This window comes from Streptomyces sp. S.PNR 29, from assembly GCF_030386795.1.
Lineage (GTDB): Bacteria > Actinomycetota > Actinomycetes > Streptomycetales > Streptomycetaceae > Streptomyces.
The window spans coordinates 28,835-50,321 of sequence record NZ_JANUQM010000016.1 but is presented as its reverse complement, the minus strand read 5'-3'; the positions used below and the strand labels follow the sequence as shown (position 1 = coordinate 50,321).

Annotated in this window: 2 protein-coding genes and 3 pseudogenes; 3 read left to right on the top strand and 2 right to left on the bottom strand. The window is 74.2% G+C overall.

All coding sequences use genetic code 11. The features are described from left to right. Nucleotides 1-2 precede the first annotated feature (2 nt). A pseudogene (locus NW895_RS41365) lies at nt 3-9,923 on the top strand (amino acid adenylation domain-containing protein); the annotation flags it as partial. On the opposite strand, the pseudogene NW895_RS41360 reads toward NW895_RS41365, so the two are convergent. Next, nucleotides 9,896-10,030 (bottom strand): annotated as a pseudogene (locus tag NW895_RS41360) (hypothetical protein); the annotation flags it as partial. The pseudogenes NW895_RS41365 and NW895_RS41360 overlap by 28 nt on opposite strands. On the opposite strand from NW895_RS41360, the gene NW895_RS41355 reads away from it, so the two are divergent. Next, nucleotides 10,011-17,864, top strand: a complete 7,854-nt coding sequence (locus tag NW895_RS41355) for an SDR family NAD(P)-dependent oxidoreductase (RefSeq protein WP_354670149.1) — start codon at nt 10,011-10,013, stop codon at nt 17,862-17,864. The pseudogene NW895_RS41360 and the gene NW895_RS41355 overlap by 20 nt on opposite strands. Next, on the top strand, nt 17,861-21,097 hold the full coding sequence (fabD, locus tag NW895_RS34405) for an ACP S-malonyltransferase (protein WP_289940707.1): 3,237 nt from the start codon (nt 17,861-17,863) through the stop codon (nt 21,095-21,097). The genes NW895_RS41355 and fabD overlap by 4 nt, the downstream gene beginning before the upstream one ends. Here fabD and NW895_RS34400 read toward each other — a convergent pair. After that, nucleotides 21,094-21,318: pseudogene (locus tag NW895_RS34400) on the bottom strand (beta-galactosidase); the annotation flags it as partial. The gene fabD and the pseudogene NW895_RS34400 overlap by 4 nt on opposite strands. Between the last annotated feature and the right edge of the window lie 169 nt (nt 21,319-21,487).

Below are 21,487 nucleotides of genomic sequence, written 5' to 3'. Positions count from 1 at the left end.
CTGTGGACGACAAGCGAAAGCTGCTGCTGAGCCTGCTGAACCGGGCGTCCGCCCCGGGGGCGGCGCGCACGGACGTGGCGATCGTCGGTGTCGCCGGCCGCTACCCGTTGGCCGGGACGGTCGGCGAGCTGTGGGACAACCTCGTCGCGGGGCGGCACTGCATCCGGGAGGTCCCGGCCGACCGCTGGGACGCCGACGCGCACTTCGACCCGGCCGGGAAGCACGGCAGTTACAGCAAGTGGGCCGGCTTCATCGACGACGTCGACAAGTTCGACCCGTTGTTCTTCCAGATATCGCCCGCCGACGCCGAGGCGATGGACCCGCAGGAGCGGCTCTTCCTGCAGACCGCGGCGGCGACGCTGGAGGACGCCGGCTACCCGGCGGCCCGGCTCGCACAGCGGGGACCGGTCGGCGTGTTCGTGGGCGTCATGAACAGCAACTACGAGTGGATGGGCGGCGAGGCGAACGCGCTCGGCGTGCCCACCGACGCCCACTCCAACCACTGGTCCATCGCCAACCGGGTGTCGTACGTCTTCGACTTCACCGGACCCAGCATGGCGGTGGACACCGCGTGCTCGGCCTCGCTGACCGCGATCCACCTGGCCTGCGAGTCCCTGCGGACCGGCGAGTGCGCCGCCGCGATCGCGGGTGGCGTCAACCTGATCCTGCACCCCATGCACCTGCGCACCCTGGCGCAGCGCGGCATGATCGCGCACGACGACCGGCTCAAGGCCTTCGGCGCCGACGCGGACGGATTCGTCGACGGCGAGGGCGTGGGCGCCGTACTGCTCAAGCCCCTGGCCGCGGCGGTCGCCGACCGGGACCGCATCCTGGGCGTCATCCGCGGCTCCGCCATCAACGCGGGCGGCAAGACCGGCGGTTACACCGTGCCCAGCGCGGCCGCCCAGAGCGAGGTGATCCGCGGCGCGCTCAGCCGCGCCGGCGTCGAGGCCGACACCATCGGCTACGTCGAGGCGCACGGCACCGGCACCCCGCTCGGCGACCCCATCGAGATCGCCGGCCTGGTCGAGGCCTTCGGCGGGCGCATCGCCCCCGAGCAGCGCGCGCAGCGGCCGACCGTCGCGGTCGGCTCGGTGAAGACCAACATCGGTCACCTGGAGTCGGCGGCGGGCATCGCCGGCCTCACCAAGGTGCTGCTCCAGTTCCGGCACGGGATGCTGGTGCCCTCACTGCACTCGGCACGCCCCAATCCCGAGATCGACTTCACCACCACACCGTTCGAGGTGCAGCAGGACCTGCGGCCCTGGGCGAGGCCGGTGCCGGCCGGCTCCGACGCGGAGTCCGAGCGGCTGCCGCTGCGCGCCGTCGTCAGCTCCTTCGGCGGCGGCGGCGCCAACGCCTGCCTCGTCGTGGAGGAGTACCTCCCCACGGGCGCGCCGGAGCCGGTCGAGGACACCGCACCGCAGCTGCTGGTGCTGTCCGCGCGGAGCGAGGACCGTCTGCGGGCCTACGCGGCCGACCTGGCGGCGTTCCTGCGCCGCGGCGTCACACCGCACGACACGGTGGATCCGCAGCCGCCGGCCGACGCCCAGGCCCTGGTCCTGCGCCTGGCGGCCGAGACGATCGGCGTGACGCCGCGGGACCTGGACCTCGGCACCGACCTCACCGAGTTCGGCTTCCAGGTGGCGGAACGCGCCCGCTTCCACGCCCTGCTGGCCGCCGAGACGGACACGGACCTGCCCGCGGCCGCCACGTCCGCACGCACCCTCGCCGCCGTGGCCCGGGCGGTGGCCGCCGCCCGGCCGGCTCCGGCAGTGGTCGAGGACGGAGCCCTCCGGCTCGCCGATGTCGCCCACACCCTCCAGTCGGGCCGCACCGCCTACGAGTTCCGGCTCGCCCTGTCCGCCGGCACGGTGGCCGAGGCCGCCGACCTGCTCGCGGCGTACGCCGCGAGCGACGCCGACGCACCCGTCAGCGTCGGCCGGGCCGCCCGCGCCCGGGTGCGGTTGTCCGACGACGAGGCCACCGCCCTGGAACAGGCGCTGGACCGGCGCGACCTGACCGTGGTGGCGGAGCACTGGGTGCGGGGCGCCGAGGTCGACTGGCAGCGGATCACCTCCGCCGCCGCCCGCCGCATCGAGCTGCCCGGCTACCCGTTCGCCCGCAAGCGCTACTGGATCCCGCAGCCGCCCGCCGCCCAGCCGCCCGCCGCCCAGCCGCCCGCCGCCCGGCCGTTGCCCGCGGCCACCGCCACTGGCGCCCCGGGCGCGGAGCCCACCGAGGTCGCGGACCGGGACCTGCCGGACTTCTACCGCCCGATGTGGGTGCGGGCGCAGACACCGGCCGTCGGACCGACGCCCCCCACCACGGGCCGGATCGTCGTTCTGGTGACCGGTGCCTCGGTCTGGCTCGGCGAGGCGCTGGCGGCCCGCTGCCCGGACGCCTCGGTGGAACTGGTCCGGACCGACGAACAGCCCGTACCGGCCTGGCTGCCCCGGGTCTCCGGCGCCCAACTGGTCCTCCACCTGGGCGGGGTGGGGGCCCGGGTCACCGACGGTGTCGGCGCCGGGCAGGCCGCCGACCATCTGCGGCACGGCCCGCTCTCCCTGTTCCATGTGCTGCGCGACGGCGGTGCCGACCGGATCGTCGTCGTCACCAGCGATGTGCACGCCGTCGCCGGCAGCACCGTACAGAACCCGTTCAGTGCGGGCCTGCACGGCCTGCTCCAGGTCGCGCCGAAGGAGCGCCCCGGACTGCGGGTCGCCGCGCTGGACTTCGCCTCTGCCGAGGCGGCCGGGACCGAGCAGGTCCGGGCCCTGGCGGACGCGATCCTGGCCGAGCCGCTCGACGGCACGGGCCGCACCGTGTGCCTGCGCGCCGGGGTCCGCTACGTCCGCCGGCTCGGCAGGATCGCCCTGCCCGAGACCGCCGAGGTGTTCCGGGACGGTGGTGTCTACCTCCTGGTCGGCGGCACGGGCGGCATCGGGCTGGAACTGAGCCGGCACCTGGCCCGCTGTCACCGGGCGCGGCTGGTCTGGTTCAGCCGGAGTGAACCGGGCCCTGAGCAGCGAGCCGTCGCCGACGACGTCCGGGCCCACGGGGGAGAGGTCCTCCATGTGCGCGGCGACGCCTGCTCGGCCGACGACCTGGCAACGGCGGTGGCCGAGGCGCACCGCCGCTTCGGGGCACTGCACGGCGTCGTGCACGCGGCCATGGTCTTCGACAACCACCAGCTCACCGCACTCGACGAGTCCGGCTTCACCGCCGCGACCAGGGTCAAGACCGAGGGAGCGGCCGCACTGGCCGCGGCCGTCGCCGGCGAACCGCTGGACTTCCTCGCCTACTTCTCCTCGGCCGGCTCCTTCGGCAGCTTCGCCGGGAACGGCGCCTACATCTGCGCCTCCGCGACCGAGGACGCCTACGGGCTGTTCCTGCGCGAGCGACTGCCGTACCCGGTCACCGTCGTCAACCAGGGCTACTGGGGCCGGATCGGCTCCGGCGCCCAGCCCGGCCTGCCCGAGATCTTCCAGGGACTGGGCATCGACGGCTTCAGCGCCGCGGAGGGCATCGCCGCGGTCCGCCGCATCCTGGGCAGTGGCCTGCCGCAGGTCATGCCGATCCGGGCCGGCCGCCGGGCGCTGGAAGCCATGGGCCACGACCCGGCCCACGACGGCGAACTGCTCGGCGGCGGCCACCCGGCCGCACTCGCGGACGCCCCGCCCCTGATGGGCGCCGCAAGCGGCACCGACGCCGCCGCCGTCCGGGTGCTCGACGGCTACCAGGAACTGGAGGCCGTCTCCGCGCCCCTGCTGCTGGACGTCTACCGGCGGATGGGCGTCTTCCAGCGGCCCGGTGAGCGCCACCGGTGCGAGGAGCTGCGCACCCGGCTCCGTATCCTCGACAAGTTCCAGCGGCTGCACCGGGCGCTGCTCAACATCCTGGCCGAGGCCGGCTTCCTGATCCGGGACGGCGAGTGGGTCACCACGACCGCCCAGGTCGACGCGACGGGCCGCGAGCCGGCGGCCCGCCTCGACGCGGAGTTCGACAGACTCGCCGCCGCCTACCCGGACATCGAACCGACGATCACGCTCAACCGGCTGTTCCTCGAGGCGTACCCGAGGATCCTGCGGGGCGAGGTCGGGGCCACGGAGATCATGTTCCCCGGCTCCTCGATGAAGCTCGTGCAGAACTTCTACAAGGGCAATCCGCTCACCGACTCCTTCAACCTGCTGGTGCGTGAGACCGTCCGCTGCTTCCTGGACCTGCGGCTGCCCCGGATGCCGGAGGGCGACGCGATCCGCGTGGTGGAGCTCGGGGCCGGCACCGGAGCCACCAGCGAGCGGGTCCTGCCGGTGCTGGCCGCCCATCCGGGCCGCGCCGAGTACACGTTCACCGACATCTCCCCGCGCTTCGTGGACCACGGCCGCGAACGCTTCGCCGACAGCTACCCGTTCACCCGGTTCCAGGTGCTCAACCTGGAGCGTGGCCTCGCCGAGCAGGGTTTCGAACCGGCCGGCGCCGACCTGGTCCTGGCCACGAACGTGGTGCACGCCACCAGGAACCTGCGGGCCACCCTGCGCAAGGCCAAGGCGCTGCTGAAGCCCGGCGGCTGGCTGGTGCTCAACGAGCTGACCGCCGTGCGGCCGCTGCTCACCGTCGGCGGCGGCGTGCTGGAGGGCTGGTGGCTCTTCGACGATGCCGAACTGCGCCTGCCCGACTCGCCGCTGGCCTCCCCGGAAGGCTGGCTGAGGCTGCTGCACGAAGAGGGCTACGCGCCGGTCCGGGCCCTCGGCGGCGAGCACGCCGACCTGGGGCAGACCGTACTGGTCGCGGAGAGCGACGGGGTGGTGCTCAGTGCGGCACCGGCCCTCGGCCATGCGCCCGCCACCGGGACCACGACCGCCGGCACGGACGGCGGCGGAGCCGATGCGGTCGCGCGGCGGCTGAGCGAGCTGGTCGAGCGGGTCCTCGGCCTGGACGAGCGGATCGACCCCGACCGGCCCCTGGCCGACTACGGTTTCGACTCGCTCAGCGGCATGAAGATCGTGTCCGCCGTGGACGAGACCTTCGGCGTCACCGTGCCGCTCGGCGACTTCTTCGAACGCCCCACCCTGCGCGAGCTGTCCGCCCACCTGGCCACCGGCTGGCTCGCCGACGCCGCGGCCGCCCCGCCCGCCGCCCCGTCCCCGGCCGGCCCCGCCCGCGGCGCGGACCAGGCAGCACCACCGTCGGCAGCACCCGCGGCCGAGCTGGTCCTGCGGCCGCGCAGCGACCTCGAAGCAACCACCCACCCGCTGTCGGAAGGGCAGCGCGCACTGTGGGTGATCGAGCAGATCGCGCCCGGCACCTACGCCTACAACCTGCCGCTCGCCCTCTGGCTGGACCCCGACGTCGACGTGCTCGCCCTGCGGGTCGTCCTGCAGGACCTGCTCGACCGGCACGAGGAACTCCGCGCGACCGTCCGGACGGGCGAGCACGGCCCCGTCGTCCGGATAGCGGCCGAGCCCGAACTCCCCTTCCAGCAGGTCTTCCTGACCTCCGTCGCCGAGCAGGATCTCCGGGACCGCATGCGCGCCGACCTGCGCCGCACCTTCGACCTCGAAACCGGTCCGCTGGTACGCGCCACGCTCTACACCCTCGGCGACGGCCGCCAGGCCCTGCTCCTGACCTTCCACCACCTGGTCTTCGACGGCGTGTCCATCGCCCTGCTGCTCGCCGAGCTGGAACGCGGCTACCGCACCGTCCGGGCCGGCCGGATGCTGCCGCAGGACCGCCCCGCCCGCAGCTACGCCGACTTCACCCGCCGGCAGCGCGAGCTGCTCGCGGGCCCCGAGGGCCGGCGCCTGAGCGCCTACTGGACCGAACGGCTGCGTGGCCGGCGGACCACCGTGCCGCTGCCGCTCGACCGGCCGCGCCCCGCCGTGCCCGGCTTCCGGGGCGCGAGTGTGGACGGGCGCGTCCCGGCCGCCGTGGCGGAGGGGGCCCGCGCGCTCGCCTCGGCCGAGCGCACCTCCCTGTTCGGTGTGCTGCTCGCGGGCTGGTTCGCGCTGCTGCACCGCTACAGCGACCAGGCGGACATCGCCGTCGGCACACCGACGGCAGGCCGTCCCGACGGCTACGACGACGTTCTCGGCTACTTCATGAACATGGTCGTACTGGCCGAGCGGATCGACGGCCAGGAGGCGTTCCGCGGTCTGCTCCACCGGGTGCACCGCACGGTGCTGGGAGCGCTGGAGCACGGCGCGTACCCGCTGATCACTCTCGCCGAGGAGCTGAAACGCCAGGACCCCGCCGCCCCGCCCGCACCCTTCAACGTCGCCTTCTACTTCCAGAACTGGACCCGCGGCGCCCAAGCCGACGGCCTGGTGCGCGGCCACGTGCCGGGCGTCCACCAGGAGGGTGAGTTCGAGCTGACCCTGGAGGTGGTCGAGGAGGCCGACGGCTGCCGGTACTCGCTGAAGTACGACCCCGACCTGTTCGACGCCGCCACGGTGGAACGGCTCGGCGACCACTTCACCACACTGCTGGCATCGGCCGTCTCGGCACCCGACACCCAGGTCGGCGAGCTCGACCTGCTGACCGAGGCCGAGCGGGCACTGCTCACCCCGCCGCCCGCCGCCGACTACCCGGCCGACACCCTGGTCTGGGAGCTGGTGCGACGCCAGGCCGAGACCTGCCCGAACGCCGTCGCGGTCCGCCACGGGAAGACCGAGCTGACCTACGCCCGGCTCATGGAGCGGGTCACGGAACTCGCCGCCCGGCTGACCGCCGCCGGCGTGGGGCGGGGCCGTACCGTCGGGGTGCTTCTGCCCCGCGACGCCGATCTGCCCGTGGCCCTGCTGGCGGTGCAGGCCGCCGGCGGCACCTACGTCCCGCTCGACCCCGCCTACCCGCGGCAACGGCTCGCCTACATGGCCGAGGACGCCGGGCTGCACCTGATGCTCACCCACTCCGGCATCGAGGGCGGGTACGGGTCGGTGCCCCGCCTGCTCATCGACGGCGACGAGCAGCCGCCCGCGGCCGACTCGCCGGGACCCGCCGGCCCCTCGGACACCGCGTACGTCATCTACACCTCCGGCTCCACCGGCCGGCCCAAAGGCGTCCGCGTCCCGCACCGCGCCCTCACCAACTTCCTCTGGTCGATGGCGCGCGAGCCCGGATTCGGGCCGCAGGACACACTGCTGGCGCTGACCACCGTCTGCTTCGACATCTCCGGACTGGAGCTGTACCTGCCGCTGATCACCGGCGGCACGGTGGAGGTGCTGCCGACCGAGACGGCCCGGGACGGGCTGCGGCTGCGGGAGGCCGTCGAACGCAGCGCGGCCACCGTCATCCAGGCCACCCCGGCGACCTGGAGCATGCTGCTCGCCGCCGGCTGGCAGGGCGACCCCGGGCTCACCGTCCTGTGCGGCGGCGAGGCGCTCCCCGCGGACACCGCGGAGGCGCTGCTCGCCCGCAGCCGCGAGGTGTGGAACCTCTACGGGCCCACCGAGACCACCATCTGGTCCGCGGCGAGCCGGCTGCACCCCGGCGACCGGGTCACGATCGGCGCTCCGATCGCCAACACCCGGCTCCACGTGCTCGACAGCGCACGCCGCCCCGTGCCCACCGGCGTGGCCGGCGAGCTGTACATCGGGGGCCACGGCGTGGCGGACGGCTATCTGGGCCGCCCCGAGCTGACCGCGGAGCGCTTCCTTCCCGACCCGTTCGGGGACGGGCCCGACGCACGCATGTACCGCACCGGCGACCTGGTCCGCCGGCTCGCCGACGGGCGGATCGAGTACCTGGGACGGATCGACTCCCAGGTCAAGGTGCGCGGTTTCCGAGTGGAGCTGGAGGAGATCGAGGCGACCCTGCGCCGGCTGGACGGAATCCAGGACGCCGTGGTGGTGGCACGGGGTCAGGGCACCGGCGGGCACTCCCTCCTGGGCTGCTACGTGCTGCAGGACGGCGCCGCCGAGCCGGCCCGGGAGCACCTGGCGGCCTGGCTGCCGGACCACATGGTTCCCGACGCCCTGATCCGGGTCACCGGCTTCCCCCGCACGCTGAACGAGAAGGTGGACCGGGCCACGCTCGCGGCACTGCCCCTGCCGGAACTGCGCGCCCGCTTCGGCGCCGCCACCCCGGCCGCCGCCCCCGAGCACCCCGCCGAACCCACCGGTCCCGGCGAGGCACTGGTGGCCGCACTCGCCCGGATGGTAGCCCGGCTGGCCGGACTGCGCCCCGAGGAGATCGGCGCGCACACCCCGCTCGGCGAAGTGGGCATGAACTCGGTGACCTTCACCGCGCTCAGCGCCGAACTGCGCAAGGCCTACGACATCGAGGTGTACCCCACGCTCTTCTACCGCAGGGGCACCCTGGCCGCGCTGGCCGAACACCTGTGGGAGCACCACCGGGCCGAACTGGCCGCACGGCTCGACACCGCCCCCCTGCCCGCCACCGCCGTACGCCGGCCGGCCGAGCACCCCGAGCAGGAACGGCCGGAGCCGGCACCGGCCGCGCCCGGCCGGGACGACATCGCGGTCATCGGCATGGCCGGCCGCCTGCCCGGCTCCCACGACCTGAAGGAGTTCTGGAACCACCTCGTCGCCGAGGACGACCTGATCCAGGAGATCCCCGCCGACCGGTGGGACTGGCGGGAGCAGCCGCGCTCCCGCTCGCGCTGGGGCGGCTTCCTCCCGGACGTGGACCGCTTCGACGCCGCCTTCTTCGGCATCTCCCCGCGCGAAGCGGAACTGATGGACCCGCAGCAGCGGCTGATGCTGGAAGTCGTCTGGTCGGCCATCGAGGACGCCGGCTACCGTCCGTCCGAACTCGCGGGCAAGCGGGTCGGCGTGTTCGTCGCCGCCACCAACTCCGACTACCTGGAGGTGCAGCGGGCCGCCGGGCGGTACAGCGAGGGCCACACCCTCACCGGCGCGGCGCTGTCGATCATCCCGAACCGGATCTCCTACATCCTGGACCTGCGCGGCCCCAGCATCGCCGTGGACACCGCCTGCTCCGGCTCGCTCACCGCCGTCCACCAGGCCTGCGCGGCGCTCCGCGACGGCACCTGCGACCTGGCGATCGCGGGCGGCGTCAGCCTGATCCTGTCGCCCACGGTGTACGAGGCACTGAGCCAGGGCGAGATGCTCAGCCCCGACGGCCGCTGCAAGGCCTTCGACAGCAGGGCCGACGGCTACGTACGGGGCGAGGGCGCCGGCGTCGTCGTGCTCAAACCGCGGAGCCGGGCGGAGCGGGACGGCGACGCCCCGCACGCCGTGATCAAGGCGGTCGCGGTCAACCACGGCGGACGGACCACCTCGCTCACCGCACCCAGCCCGGACGCCCAGGCCGACCTGCTCGCTGAGGCCTACCGCACCGCGGGCGTCCCCCTGGAGAGCGTCGGCTACATCGAGGCGCACGGCACCGGCACCGCCCTGGGCGACCCGATCGAGACCACCGGACTGAGCACCGCGTTCCGCAGGCTGCGCGCGGAGAGCGGGACGACCGCCGCACCCGGCTGCGCCATCGGCTCGGTCAAGACCAACATCGGCCACCTGGAAGCCGCGGCGGGCATCGCCGGCCTGTTCAAGGTCGTGCTCGGGCTGCGGCACGGCGTCATCCCCGCCAGCCTGCACTTCCGCGAGCAGAACCCCTACCTCGAACTCGACGGCGGCCCGTTCGAGGTGGCGGCCGCGACCCGGTCCTGGCCGCGCCCGCGCGATGAGGCGGGCGGCGAACTGCCCCGTCGCGGCGGGGTCAGCTCCTTCGGGTTCGGAGGGGCCAACGCGCACATCGTGATGGAGGAACCGCACATGCAGGACACCCGCGAGGAGTCCGCGGAGGAGCAGCTGTTCGTGCTGTCCGCCCGCGACCCCCAGGCGCTGCGGCGGGCCGCCCGGCGGCTCGCCGACCACCTCCGGGACGAGGACGTCCCGCCCGGGGACCTCGCCTACACCCTGCAGACCGGCCGCGAGCCGATGGCCCACCGCCTCGCCGTCGTCGCCGACAGCACCGCCCGACTCGGCGGCGAGCTGGAGAAGTTCCTGTCCGGCCGGCCGTCCGCGGTGCGCACCGCGCACGTCGAGCACCGCCCGGCACCGCAGGCGGCCCCCGCGGCGGGGGACGTCGCCGCGGCCGCGGACGCCTGGCTGGCGGGCGCCGACCTCGACTGGCAGGCACTGCACCAGGGGACACGCCGCCGCCGGGTGCACCTGCCCGCCTACCCCTTCGCCGGGCCCCGCCACTGGGTCGCGCCCGGCTCCGGCCCGACGCCCGCACCCGGGCGGCCCACCGGCCGACTGCACACGTCTCTCCTGGACGCCAACGTCTCCACCTTCGGTGCACAGGCCTTCGCCAAGACGCTCACGGGCGAGGAGTTCTTCCTGCGCGACCACGTCGTGGACGGCGAACCGGTGCTGCCCGGAGTGGCCCATCTGGAGATGGCACGCCTGGCCGGCGAACTGGCCGCCGGGGCCCCCGTCCGCGGCATCGACGGCCTCGTCTGGGCGGCCCCGGTCCGGCTCCCCGCAGCCGGCGAGCGGCGCCTGGTGGTGCGGGTCGCCCGCGAGGAGCCCGGGGCGTCCTTCGAGGTGCGCGGCGCCGAGGAGGGCACCCCGGTACACGCCCGCGGAACCCTGCTGTTCGGCGACCCCGGCCCGCGGCGCCCGGGAATCGACCTGACGGCCGTGCGGTCGCGCTGCCCGCGCACCCGCACCGGTGACAGCTGCTACGACGACTTCGGCCGGCTCGGCTTCCACTACGGACCGAGCTTCCGGGTGATCGAGGACCTCGTCCTGGGCGAGGGCGAGGCGCTGGCGACGCTGCGGCTGCCCGCCCACCGCCGCGCGGACGCCGGCGAGTACGTCTTCCACCCGTCCCTGTTCGACGCGGCTCTGCAGGTGGCGGGGATGCTCGCACCCGGCACGGACGACCCGGCACGGCCGGTGCCGTACCTGCCGTTCTCCCTGGGGCAGGTCCGGCTGTACGCCGAGCTGCCGGAGCGGCTGTACGCGTACGCCACGCCCTCGGCACGCACCGTCCCGGCCGGCACGCTCTGCTTCGACGTCGCGCTCCTGGACGCCGACGGAGCCGTGGTCGCCGCGATCGACGCCTTCATGCTGCGGCCGGTCCGCACGCCCGACGCCGTGGCCGCGTTCGAACCGGTCTGGCAGCCCGCCCCGCACACAGGGCGCCTGCCGGACGGAACGGTCCTGGTGCTGGACCCCGGCTCTCAGGGGATCGCGGTGTGCGCCGCCCTGACGGCCGCGGGGCTGGCGAACCGGCGCATCGAACTCGGTGCCGCCGGCTTCGACGCCGATGCCGTGCTGCGCACCGAGGGGACCGCACCGCTGCACGTCGTCCATCTGGCCGGAGAGCACACCGACACCGGCAGCGCGGTGGAGCACGGCTTCCACACGGCGATGGCCTTCCTCCAGGCCTGGCAGCGGCAACAGCGCGGCGCACTGCGCTACCTGTACGTCCATCAGGAGCCGGCCGCCTCGCCGGCCCACCCGGCGATGGCCGCGTTCGCCCGCTCGGTACGCCAGGAACACCCCTCCGTCGACTTCGGCGTCCTGGCCGTCGACGCCGCCTCGCTCGCCGACGCCGTGGTCGGCGAACTCGGCGCCGGCGGCGATCCCGAGGTGCGCGTCGACCGTTCCGGCCGGGCCCGCCGATCCTGGCGCCAGGTGAACCTCCCCGCCGCCGAGCCGCTGTTCACCGGTACCGGCGCGCATGTGATCACCGGAGGTACCGGTGCGCTGGGCCTGCTGCTCGCCGAGCACATCGCGGCCGTCCGGCGCGCGGCGGGCGTGTCCGACGGCGGGATCGTCCTCGCGGCCCGGACCGCCCCCGGGCCCGCGGCACGCGCCCGGATCGAGGCCATCGGCGCCCGGGTGGTGCCGACGGACGTCGCCGACGCCGCCGCGGTGCGCGCCCTGATCGCCGAGGCCCGCCGCGCCCACGGGGCGGTGAGCGGCGTCCTGCACACGGCCGGCGTCCTGCGCGACGGCCTGCTGCAACGCAAGGACCGCGCGGACGCGGACGCGGTGCTGGCCGCCAAGGTGCACGGCACGGTACTGCTGGACGAGGCCACCCGGGACGAACCCCTGGACTACTTCGTGGCCTTCTCCTCGGCGGCGGCCGCGTTCGGCAACGCCGGCCAGACCGACTACGCCTTCGCCAACGCCTTCCTCGACCACTTCGCCGAACGGCGGGAGCGGCAGCGCCGAACGGGGGCACGCCGGGGCCGCACCCTTGCCGCCGCCTGGCCGGTGTGGGCCGAGGGCGGCATGCGCATCGACTCCACGGCCGAGGAGTACATGGCCGGGGTGCTCGGCATGCGCCCGGTGGCCACCAAAGCCGCCCTGGACGCCCTGGAGCGCGCCCTGGCCGGCACCGCCCCCAGGCTGCTGCTCGCGCCCGGTGACCCGGCGCGGATACTGGCGGCCCTGGACGGCGGACCCTTCCGGACCGGCACCCCGACGCCACCGCCCGCCCACCCGCGTCCCGTCGCCGCACCGAAGGACGCGGCAGGCGGCCGGGACACCGCCGAACAGCTGGTCCTGCGACTCATGGCGGAGGAGCTGAAGCTCCCCGAGACGGAGATCGCCGTCACCGAGCCCTTCGACCACTACGGAGTGGACTCACTGATCACCATGAGTCTGATCCGGCGCCTCGAAGAACACGTCGGTCCGCTGTCGAAGACCCTGCTCTTCGAGCATGTGACGGTGCGTGAGCTGGCGCAGCACCTCACCGAAGCGCACCCCGAAACGTTCACGGCCGCCACCGCCACCGCCACCGCCACCGCCACCGCCCCCGCCACCACCGCCGTCCCCGCCCCCGAGGTCCCCACCGCCGCCTCGCCCGCGCGGCCCGGTACCGCCGGTGCCGACATCGCGATCATCGGCGTCGCCGGCCGCTACCCGCAGGCCGACGACGTGGACGAGTTCTGGCGCAACCTGCGGGCCGGCCGGGACAGCGTGGAGGAGATCCCGGCCGGCCGCTGGGACCACAGCCGGTTCTACGACGCGGACAAGTCGGTCTTCGGCAAGACCTACGGCAAGTGGGGCGGGTTCGTCCGCGGCGCCGACCGGTTCGATCCGTTGTTCTTCCGGATGTCACAGATCGAGGCCGAGCACACCGATCCCCAGGAGCGGGTGTTCCTGGAGACCGTCTGGCACCTGCTGGAGGACGCGGGCTGCACCCGCGAGCAGCTGCGCGGCAGCCGCACCGGTGTCTTCGTGGGCATGATGTACGGCCACTACCAGCTGTACGGAGTGCAGGACGCGCTGCACGGCAAGGGCTTCGCCACCTCCTCGTCCTACGCCTCGGTGGCCAACCGGGTCTCATACTTCTTCGACTTCACCGGCCCCAGTGTCGCCCTGGACACCATGTGTTCCTCCTCGCTCGTCACCATCCACCAGGCGTGCCAGGCCATCCGCGACGGCGACTGCGACATCGCCGTCGCGGGCGGCGTCAACATCTCCAGCCACCCGGTGAAGTTCCTGCAGCTCGCACAGCGCGGCTTCCTCGCCGAGGACGGCCGCTGCCGCAGCTTCGGGGAGGGCGGCACCGGCTACGTTCCCGCCGAGGGCTCCGGCGCCGTCCTGCTCAAGCGCCTCGACGCCGCACTGGCCGACGGCGACCGGATCCTGGCCGTGGTCAAGGCCTCCGCCGTCAACCACGGCGGGGCGGGCGCGGGCTACAGCGTCCCCAACCCGCAGGCGCAGGGCGACCTCCTGCGGGCCGCGCTCGACCGCGCCGGGCTGCGCCCCGGTGACCTCGACTATGTGGAGGCGCACGGCACCGGAACCTCGCTCGGCGACCCGGTGGAGGTCACCGGCATGCTGCGGGCCTTCCGCGACGACGCCCCCGAACGGCTGCCGATCGGCTCGGTGAAGTCGAACATCGGGCACGCCGAGTCGGCGGCGGGGATCGCCGCCATCACCAAGGTGCTGCTCCAGATGCGGCACGGCGAGCTGGCGCCCTCGCTGCACTCGGACCGGCTCAACCCGAACATCGACTTCACGGCCACCCCCCTGCGGGTGCAGCGCGAACGCGCCCCGTGGCCGCGCCGCGTCGGCCCGGACGGCACCGCGCTGCCCAGGACCGCGGGCGTCAGCTCCTTCGGCGCCGGGGGCACCAACGCGCACATCATCCTCCAGGAGTACCTCCAGGCCCCGAAGCCCCGGCCCGGCGCCACCGGCCCGCAGGTGGCCGTGCTGTCCGCGCGGGACGCCGACCGGCTCAGGGCGCAGGCACGCCGCCTCGCCGCACATCTGCGCGCGGAGGGCACCGCCTCGGCGCCGCAGGAGGTCGCCTGGACGCTCCAGGCCGGCCGTGAGGCCATGGCCCACCGGTTCGCCGTGCTCTTCCAGGACCTGCCGGAACTGGCCGCGCGCCTGGACGAGTTCGCCACCGGCGGCACACCCGCCGACAGCTGGACCGGCGTGGTCGACCCGCGCCGGCCGATCGAGGGGGAACCGCTTCCCGCCCCCGGCCCGGCCGCCCACGCCGCCGCCTGGTGCTCGGGACAGCGGGTGGACTGGTCGGCCCTCCACCCGGCCGGCCGACCGGCCCGCGTGCCGCTGCCCGGCTACCCCTTCCTCGGCGAACGGGTCTGGCTCGCGGCGGCCGACGAGGAACTGGCACGCCAGGACGTCGACCGGGCCGCCCCCGACGGGCTGCTGCTGACCCGGCACTGGGTTCCCGCCGAACCGGCCGAGCGCACCGCCCTGCCCGGCCGGACCGCCCTGCTGGCCGTGCCGGGCACCGAGGAGCTGGCCGCCCGCCTGGCCGCCGCGCTGCCCGCCGCCGAGGTGCTCGATCACGACCGGATGGCCGCCGACCTCGCCGCCGCCGACACCCGCTGGGACCGCTTCGACGCGGTGGTCGACCTGGCCGGCTGCGCCGATCCCGCCCTGCCGCCCGCGCACTCGGTGCTGCCCGTGTGGCTGCGCTGGTTGCAGCACGTCGTCGACCACGGCCGCAGCGGCCTGTGCGCCCTGCTGGTCTCCCGCGGCACCCAGGCCCGCACCGACGCCGCCCCGGGCCTCGGCGGCGCGGCCCGCGTGGGGCTCTACCGGATGCTCCAGAGCGAGTACCGCCAGGTGCGCTCCCGCCACGTGGACGTCGGACAGCACACCACGGACGACCAGGTGTGCCGCTGGACGATCGACGAACTGCGCGCGGACACGGAGTGCGCCGAGGTCTCCTACCGGGACGGCGTCCGGCACCACGCCGAGCTGCGCGAACTGCCCGAGGGCCCGGAGAACCACGAGGTGCGGTTCCCCGCGGGGCACGTGCTCTGGGTGACCGGGGGCACCCGCGGCATCGGACTGCTCACCGCCCGGCACTTCGTCGCCCGGCACGGTGTCCGCAAGCTGGTCCTCACCGGACGCGAGGAACTCCCGCCCCGTGCGGAGTGGGCCGCGCACATCTCCGCGGACAGCGCCCTCGGCCGCAAGCTCCGCCCGCTCGCCGAATTGGCGGACCGGGGAGTGGAGCTGGAGGTCGTCGCCGTACCGCTGGAGGAGCGGGAAGCCCTGGCGAAGGTTCTGGCGGAGGTGAAGCAGAAGCTCGGTCCCATCGGCGGAGTGATCCACAGCGCCGGATTCACCGACTTCGACAACCCCGCGTTCGTCCGCAAGCTGCAGGACGGCATCGCCCGGGTGCTCGGCCCGAAGATCTTCGGCCTCGACGCGCTGGTGGAGTGCTTCCGCGAGGAGCCGCTGAGCCTGTTCGTGCTGTACTCGTCGATCGCCGCGACGGTTCCCGCGCTGGCGGTCGGCCAGAGCGACTACGCCATGGCCAACGCCTATCTGGACGCGGTCGCCGAGGCGCGGCCGTACGGTCTGCCCCTGGTCAGCGTGCAGTGGCCGAGCTGGAAGGACACCGGCATGGGGGAGGCGCGCAGCTCCGCCTACCAGGCCTCCGGCCTGGCCGCGCTCTCCGACGAGCAGGGCCTGGCCCTGCTGGAGCGCGCGCTGCACAGCGGTGCCCGCGTGGTCATGCCGGTCGTGGTACGGCCCGACGCCGACTGGCACCCCGAGCGGTTGACGGCCCGTCGTCTGGACGCGGGCCCCGCACAGGTGACCACGGCGGCCGCCCCGGTCGCGGCCCCGGCGCCGCCCCGCGACGACGAGGGCTCCGCCGCGGTCACCGGCGCAGTCGGCGCCGCGGCCTCCTGGCTCCTCGACCGGCTCGCCGCGGACCTGCGGTTCGACCGGGCCAAGCTGGCCGGCGACGTGCCGGTGGCCGACTACGGCGTGGACTCGATCATGGTCTCGCAGCTCGTGCAGACCATCGCCCGACGGCTCGACGTCTCGGTCGACCCCTCGGCACTGCTGGAGCACCCGACGATCGACGAGTTCGCCGCCCACCTCGGCGCGGCGCACCCGGAGGAACTCGTCGCCGCCTTCGGCACGGTGACGGCCGAGGGACCGGTCGCCGACGAGTCCGCACCCGCCGCAGCCACCGCCGCCCGCGACGCCGCCGACGTGCTCACGGCCCCCGCGCCGTCGGCCCCGCGGCGACCCGACGCGTCCACCGAGGACATCGCCGTGGTCGGTCTGTCCTGCCGGTTCCCCGGTGCCGGTTCCGTGGACGCGTACTGGGAGCTGCTGCGGCAGGGCCGTTCGGCCCTGCGGCCCGTCCCCGAGGAGCGTTTCGGCCGGCCCGTCGACCACCACGCGGGACTGCTGGAGGACGTCCTGCGCTGTGATCCCGAGGCCTTCCTGCTGTCCGAGGCGGACGCCGCGTCCATGGACCCGCAGGCGCTGCTCGTGCTGGAGGAGGTGAACAACGCCGTGCACCAGGCCGGCTACCGCCCGGCCGAGCTCAAGGGCCGCCGTATCGGTGTGTACGTCGGGGGACGGGCCACCCACACGCCGGATCCCGCGCGGCTGGAGCGGGCGAAGAACCCGGTGGTCGTCACCGGCCAGAACTACCTGTCCGCGAACGTCTCGCAGTTCTTCGACTTCCGCGGCCCCAGCGTGGTCGTGGACACCGCCTGCTCCTCGTCCCTCGTGGCGATGGACATGGCCGTGCAGGCGATGCGCGCCGGGGACATCGAGTCGGCCGTGGTCGCCGGGGTGAGCCTGCTGGCGGACGACCGCGCGCACCAGGTGTTCGGGCGGCGCGGCCTGCTCAACCCGGGAGCTGAGTTCCACGTGTTCGACCGCCGGGCGGCGGGACTGGTCCTCGGTGAGGGCGTCGGCGTCGTCCTCCTCAAGCCCCTGTCCCGGGCGCAGGCCGACGGGGACCGGGTGCTCGCCGTCATGAAGGGCATCGCGATCAACAACGACGGCCGCACGGCGGGCCCGGCCACCCCCAACCTCCAAGCACAGAAGGAGGTGATGACCGAGGCGCTGGCCCGCAGCGGCCACACCCCATCGGACATCGGCTGGGTAGAGGCCAACGGGTCCGGGTCGACCGTCACCGACCTGCTCGAACTCAAGGCGGTGGAGGCGGTCTACCGCTCCGGCTCGGCCCAGCCGGTGGCCCTCGGCTCCATCAAGCCGAACATCGGCCACCCGCTGGCGGCGGAGGGCATCGCGGCGTTCATCAAGGTCGTCCTGATGCTGCACCACCGGGAGCAGGTGCCCTTCCGTTCCGGTCAGGAGCCGCTGGACCACTTCGACCTGGCCGCCTCGCCGCTGTACTTCCCGCGGGAGCCGAGGCCCTGGCCGGATGCGGCCGAGGTCGCCGCCCTCAACTGCTTCGCCGACGGCGGCACCAACGCGCATCTGCTGCTCGCCCCGGCCCCCGCCCGTCCTCGCCCCACCCGTGCCCCGCTGCCGCAGCCCGTACTGAACCGGCGGCTCGTCATCCGGGGGACCGCGCCCACGCCCGAGCCGGTCGGAGCCGATCCCGCGCCCACGCCGGCCGCGGGCCTGTTCTGGGAGAGCTACCGATGAGGAATCCGACGCCCCGCGGCGACCGCCGCCCCGGCGAGGCGGCCCCGGCCGGGCTGCCCGCCGGGCCCGCCGCCCTCAGCGGGACTCTGCCCGTCGTCTTCATGTTCTCCGGCCAGGGCTCCCAGTACTACCGGATGGGCCAGGAACTCTTCGACGACAACCCGGTGTTCCGCGCCGCCCTGGAACGCCATGACGCCGTGGTCGCCGAGGAACTCGGGGAATCGGTGCTGGCACGCGTCTTCGACCCCGCGAAACGCAGGAACGAACCCTTCACCGAGACCGGCATCACCCACCCGGCGATCGTCATGATCGAGCTCGCGCTGGCGGAGACCCTGCAGGCCGCGGGGATCGAGCCCGACTACCTGCTGGGCGCCAGCCTCGGCGAATACGCGGCGGCCGCCGTGTCCGGCAGCCTGCCCCCGGCCGACTGCCTGCGGCTGCTGGTCCGCCAGGCCCGCGCGCTGCGGGCGGGGCCCCGCGGCGGCATGCTCGCCGTGCTCGCGGGGCCGGAGGTGACCGACCGGATACCCGCCCTGCGGGCGTGCGAGATCGCGGCCCGCAACTACCCGGGCCACTTCGTGGTCGCGGGCACCGAGGAGGATCTGGCCCGCGCCGAGTCCGCACTGCGCGCCGCCGACGTGGTGCACCAGCGCGTTCCGGTCGAGTACGGCTACCACTCCAGCCTGATGGACCCGGCACTCGCCGACTGCCAAGAGGCCTTCCGCGGCGTGCAGTTCGCACCGCCGCGCATCCCCTGGGTGTCCTGCGTGGACGGCGGGCCGGTGGACCGGCCGACCGTGGACCACTTCACGCGGGTCGCCCGACGGCCCATCGCGTTCGAGGACACCATCACCGCGATGCGGGAGCGGGGTGACTTCCTCTACCTGGACCTCGGCCCCTCGGGCACCCTGCACAACTTCGTGCGCAACAACCTCCCGTCGGGGACGCGTTCCCGGTCCCTCCCCCTGCTCAGCCCCTTCGGACACGACCCGGGCGTGCTGACCAGAGCCCAGCAGCTCGCCGCTCCCAGGACACCCAGGAAGGCACACGGCATGAAAATCTACGGATTCCCAGGTCAAGGGTCCCAGCAGCGGGGGATGGGCAGGGGTCTGTTCGAGAAGTTCCCCGAGCAGACGGCCACGGCGGACCGGGTGCTCGGGTACTCGATCGAGGAACTGTGCACCCAGGACCCCGAGCGCCGCCTCGGCCGTACCGAGTTCACCCAGCCCGCGCTCTACGTGGTGAGCGCCCTTTCCTACCTGGACCGGGTGGAACAGGATCCGGTGCCGGCGGACTACCTGATCGGGCACAGCCTCGGCGAGTACGTGGCCCTGTTCGCGGCCGGCGTCTTCGACTTCGAGACCGGGCTGCGACTCGTGCAGCGGCGCGGCGAGCTGATGGCGGCCGCCGACGGCGGTGCGATGGCCGCGGTGGTCGGGGCCGATGAGGCGACCGTCACGCGCGTGCTCGCGGACTCCGGACTCGACGGCCTGGACCTGGCCAACCACAACGCCATGGACCAGTTCGTGCTGTCCGGCCCGGGTGAGCAGATCGACGCGGCCTGCCGCGCGGTGGAAGCCGCCGGCGCCCGCGCGGTCCGGCTCCATGTCAGCGCGCCCTTCCACTCCCGCTACATGCGCGGCGCGGCGGAGGAGTTCGCGCGCTTCCTGGACGGATTCACCCTCCGGCCACCGAACATCCCGGTACTGGCCAACGTCGATGCCCGGCCGTACCGGTTCGAGGCGCTCAAGGAGACCCTGGCGGCACAGATCTCCTCCCCGGTCCGCTGGACCGAGACGGTGCGCACACTGATGGGACACGGCGACTTCGAGTTCGTGGAACTGGGCCCCGGCCGGGTGCTCACCAAGCTGGTGAGCCGTATCAGGGAGGCCGCCGAACCGCTCCCGGCACCGTCCGCCCCGCCCGCGCCCGCGGTCTCCCGCACCACCCCGGCCCCAGCCACGGCGGAGCGCCACGAAGTGACCGCCGACGGCCTCGGGGCCCGGAGCTTCCGCGAGCGGTACGGATTGCGGCGCGCCTATCTGGCCGGTTCGCTGTACGGCGGCATCTCCGGCCGGCAGATGCTGACGTCGCTGGCCAAGGCGGGGCTCCTGGGCTTCCTGGGCACGGGCGGTCTCACCACCGCCGAACTGGACCCGCACCTGCGTGAGCTGACCGGCGAACTGGGACTCGGCAGTGCCTTCGGCGTCAACCTGCTCTACCGGCACGGAGCGCCGGAGCAGGAATCCGCACTGGTCGACCTCCTGCTGCGGCACGGAGTGGACCTGGTCGAGGCCTCGGGCTTCCCTCTGATCACCCCGGCCCTGGTCCGGTTCCGGCTCAAGGGCGGACGGATCATCGCGAAGGTGTCCAGGAGCGACGTCGCCGCGGAGTTCCTCGCCCCGCCGCCGGAGCGTCTGGTGCGGCAACTGCTCGAAGCCGGGGAGGTCACCGACGCGGAGGCCCGCACGGCGGCGGCGCGTCCCATGGCGGACGATCTGTGCGTGGAGGCGGACGGCGGCTGGCTGAGCAGCACGGCCGACCTGCCGACCCTGTTGCCGACGGTGCTCCGCCTGCGGGACGAGAAGGCCCTTCCCGGCCACCGGGTGCACGTCGGCTGCGCGGGCGGGCTCGGCACCCCCCAGGCGGTCGCGGCGGCCTTCCTGCTGGGAGCCGAGTTCGTGCTGACCGGCTCGGTCAACCAGTGCTCGGTGGAGGCGGCGACCAGTCCGGAGGTGAAGGACATCCTGCAGGAGGCACGCGAGTACGACGTGGACACCGCCCCCTGGGGCGAGATGTTCGAACTCGGTGTGCAGGCGCGGTACCTCAAGCGGGGGCTGTTCTTCCCCGCCAGGGCAGCCAGGCTGCACGAACTCTGGCGCCGCCATGCGTCCCTGGCCGAACTCGACGAGGAGACCAGGAGCCAGGTGCTCGACCGTTACCTCGCAGGAGAGCCGGCCCCGTCCCGCTCCCTCGGCCGGGACCCGAAAGCGGAGCTGGCCGCCCTGTTCCGCGGCTACTTCGACCGCGGCTTCCGCCTCGCGACAACAGGCGACCCGCGATCCCGGGTCGACTACCTGGTCCACTGCGGCCCCGCGATGGGGGCGTTCAACCAGGCGGTCGCCGGTACGTCCCTGCAGCCCTGGCGGGCCCGCACGGTCGAGGCCATCTCCGACACCCTCATGGAGGGCGCCGCCGCGCACATCGAGTCCCGCCTGCGCTCCTTCTTCTAGCCACCGGGGCCGGTGAGGAGTTCGACGCCTTCGGCGGGGACCTGGGCACCGGCCCCGCCGTGGTCGATCAGGAACAGGTAGTCGGCGTCCGCGCCACTGCGCCGGACGGCCTCGATGCCGTGCAGCGGGGTGGCGAGGACCGGCTGGACGCCGGCCTCGTCGCAGACGCGGGCCGGCAGCGCGGCAAGGGTCGCGGGATCGGGGCGAGTCGCCAGGTACCAGTTCCCGGGGCGGGAATCGTGCCCCACAGCGGTGTGACCGCGGTGTAGCCGCCGCCCTTGCCCGGAACACCGTCGACTGTCCGGGCCGTTTGGCCGGGGGCTGAGAGCGGGCCTGGGGGCCGCGCGGCCGTGGTCCGGCCGCGCGGCTGTGCTGCGGAGGGACAACCGG

What these genes read in the sequence shown, in the direction of transcription:
- fabD (WP_289940707.1), top strand. Translation starts at nt 17,861, where the DNA reads ATGAGGAATCCGACGCCCCGCGGCGACCGCCGCCCCGGCGAGGCGGCC.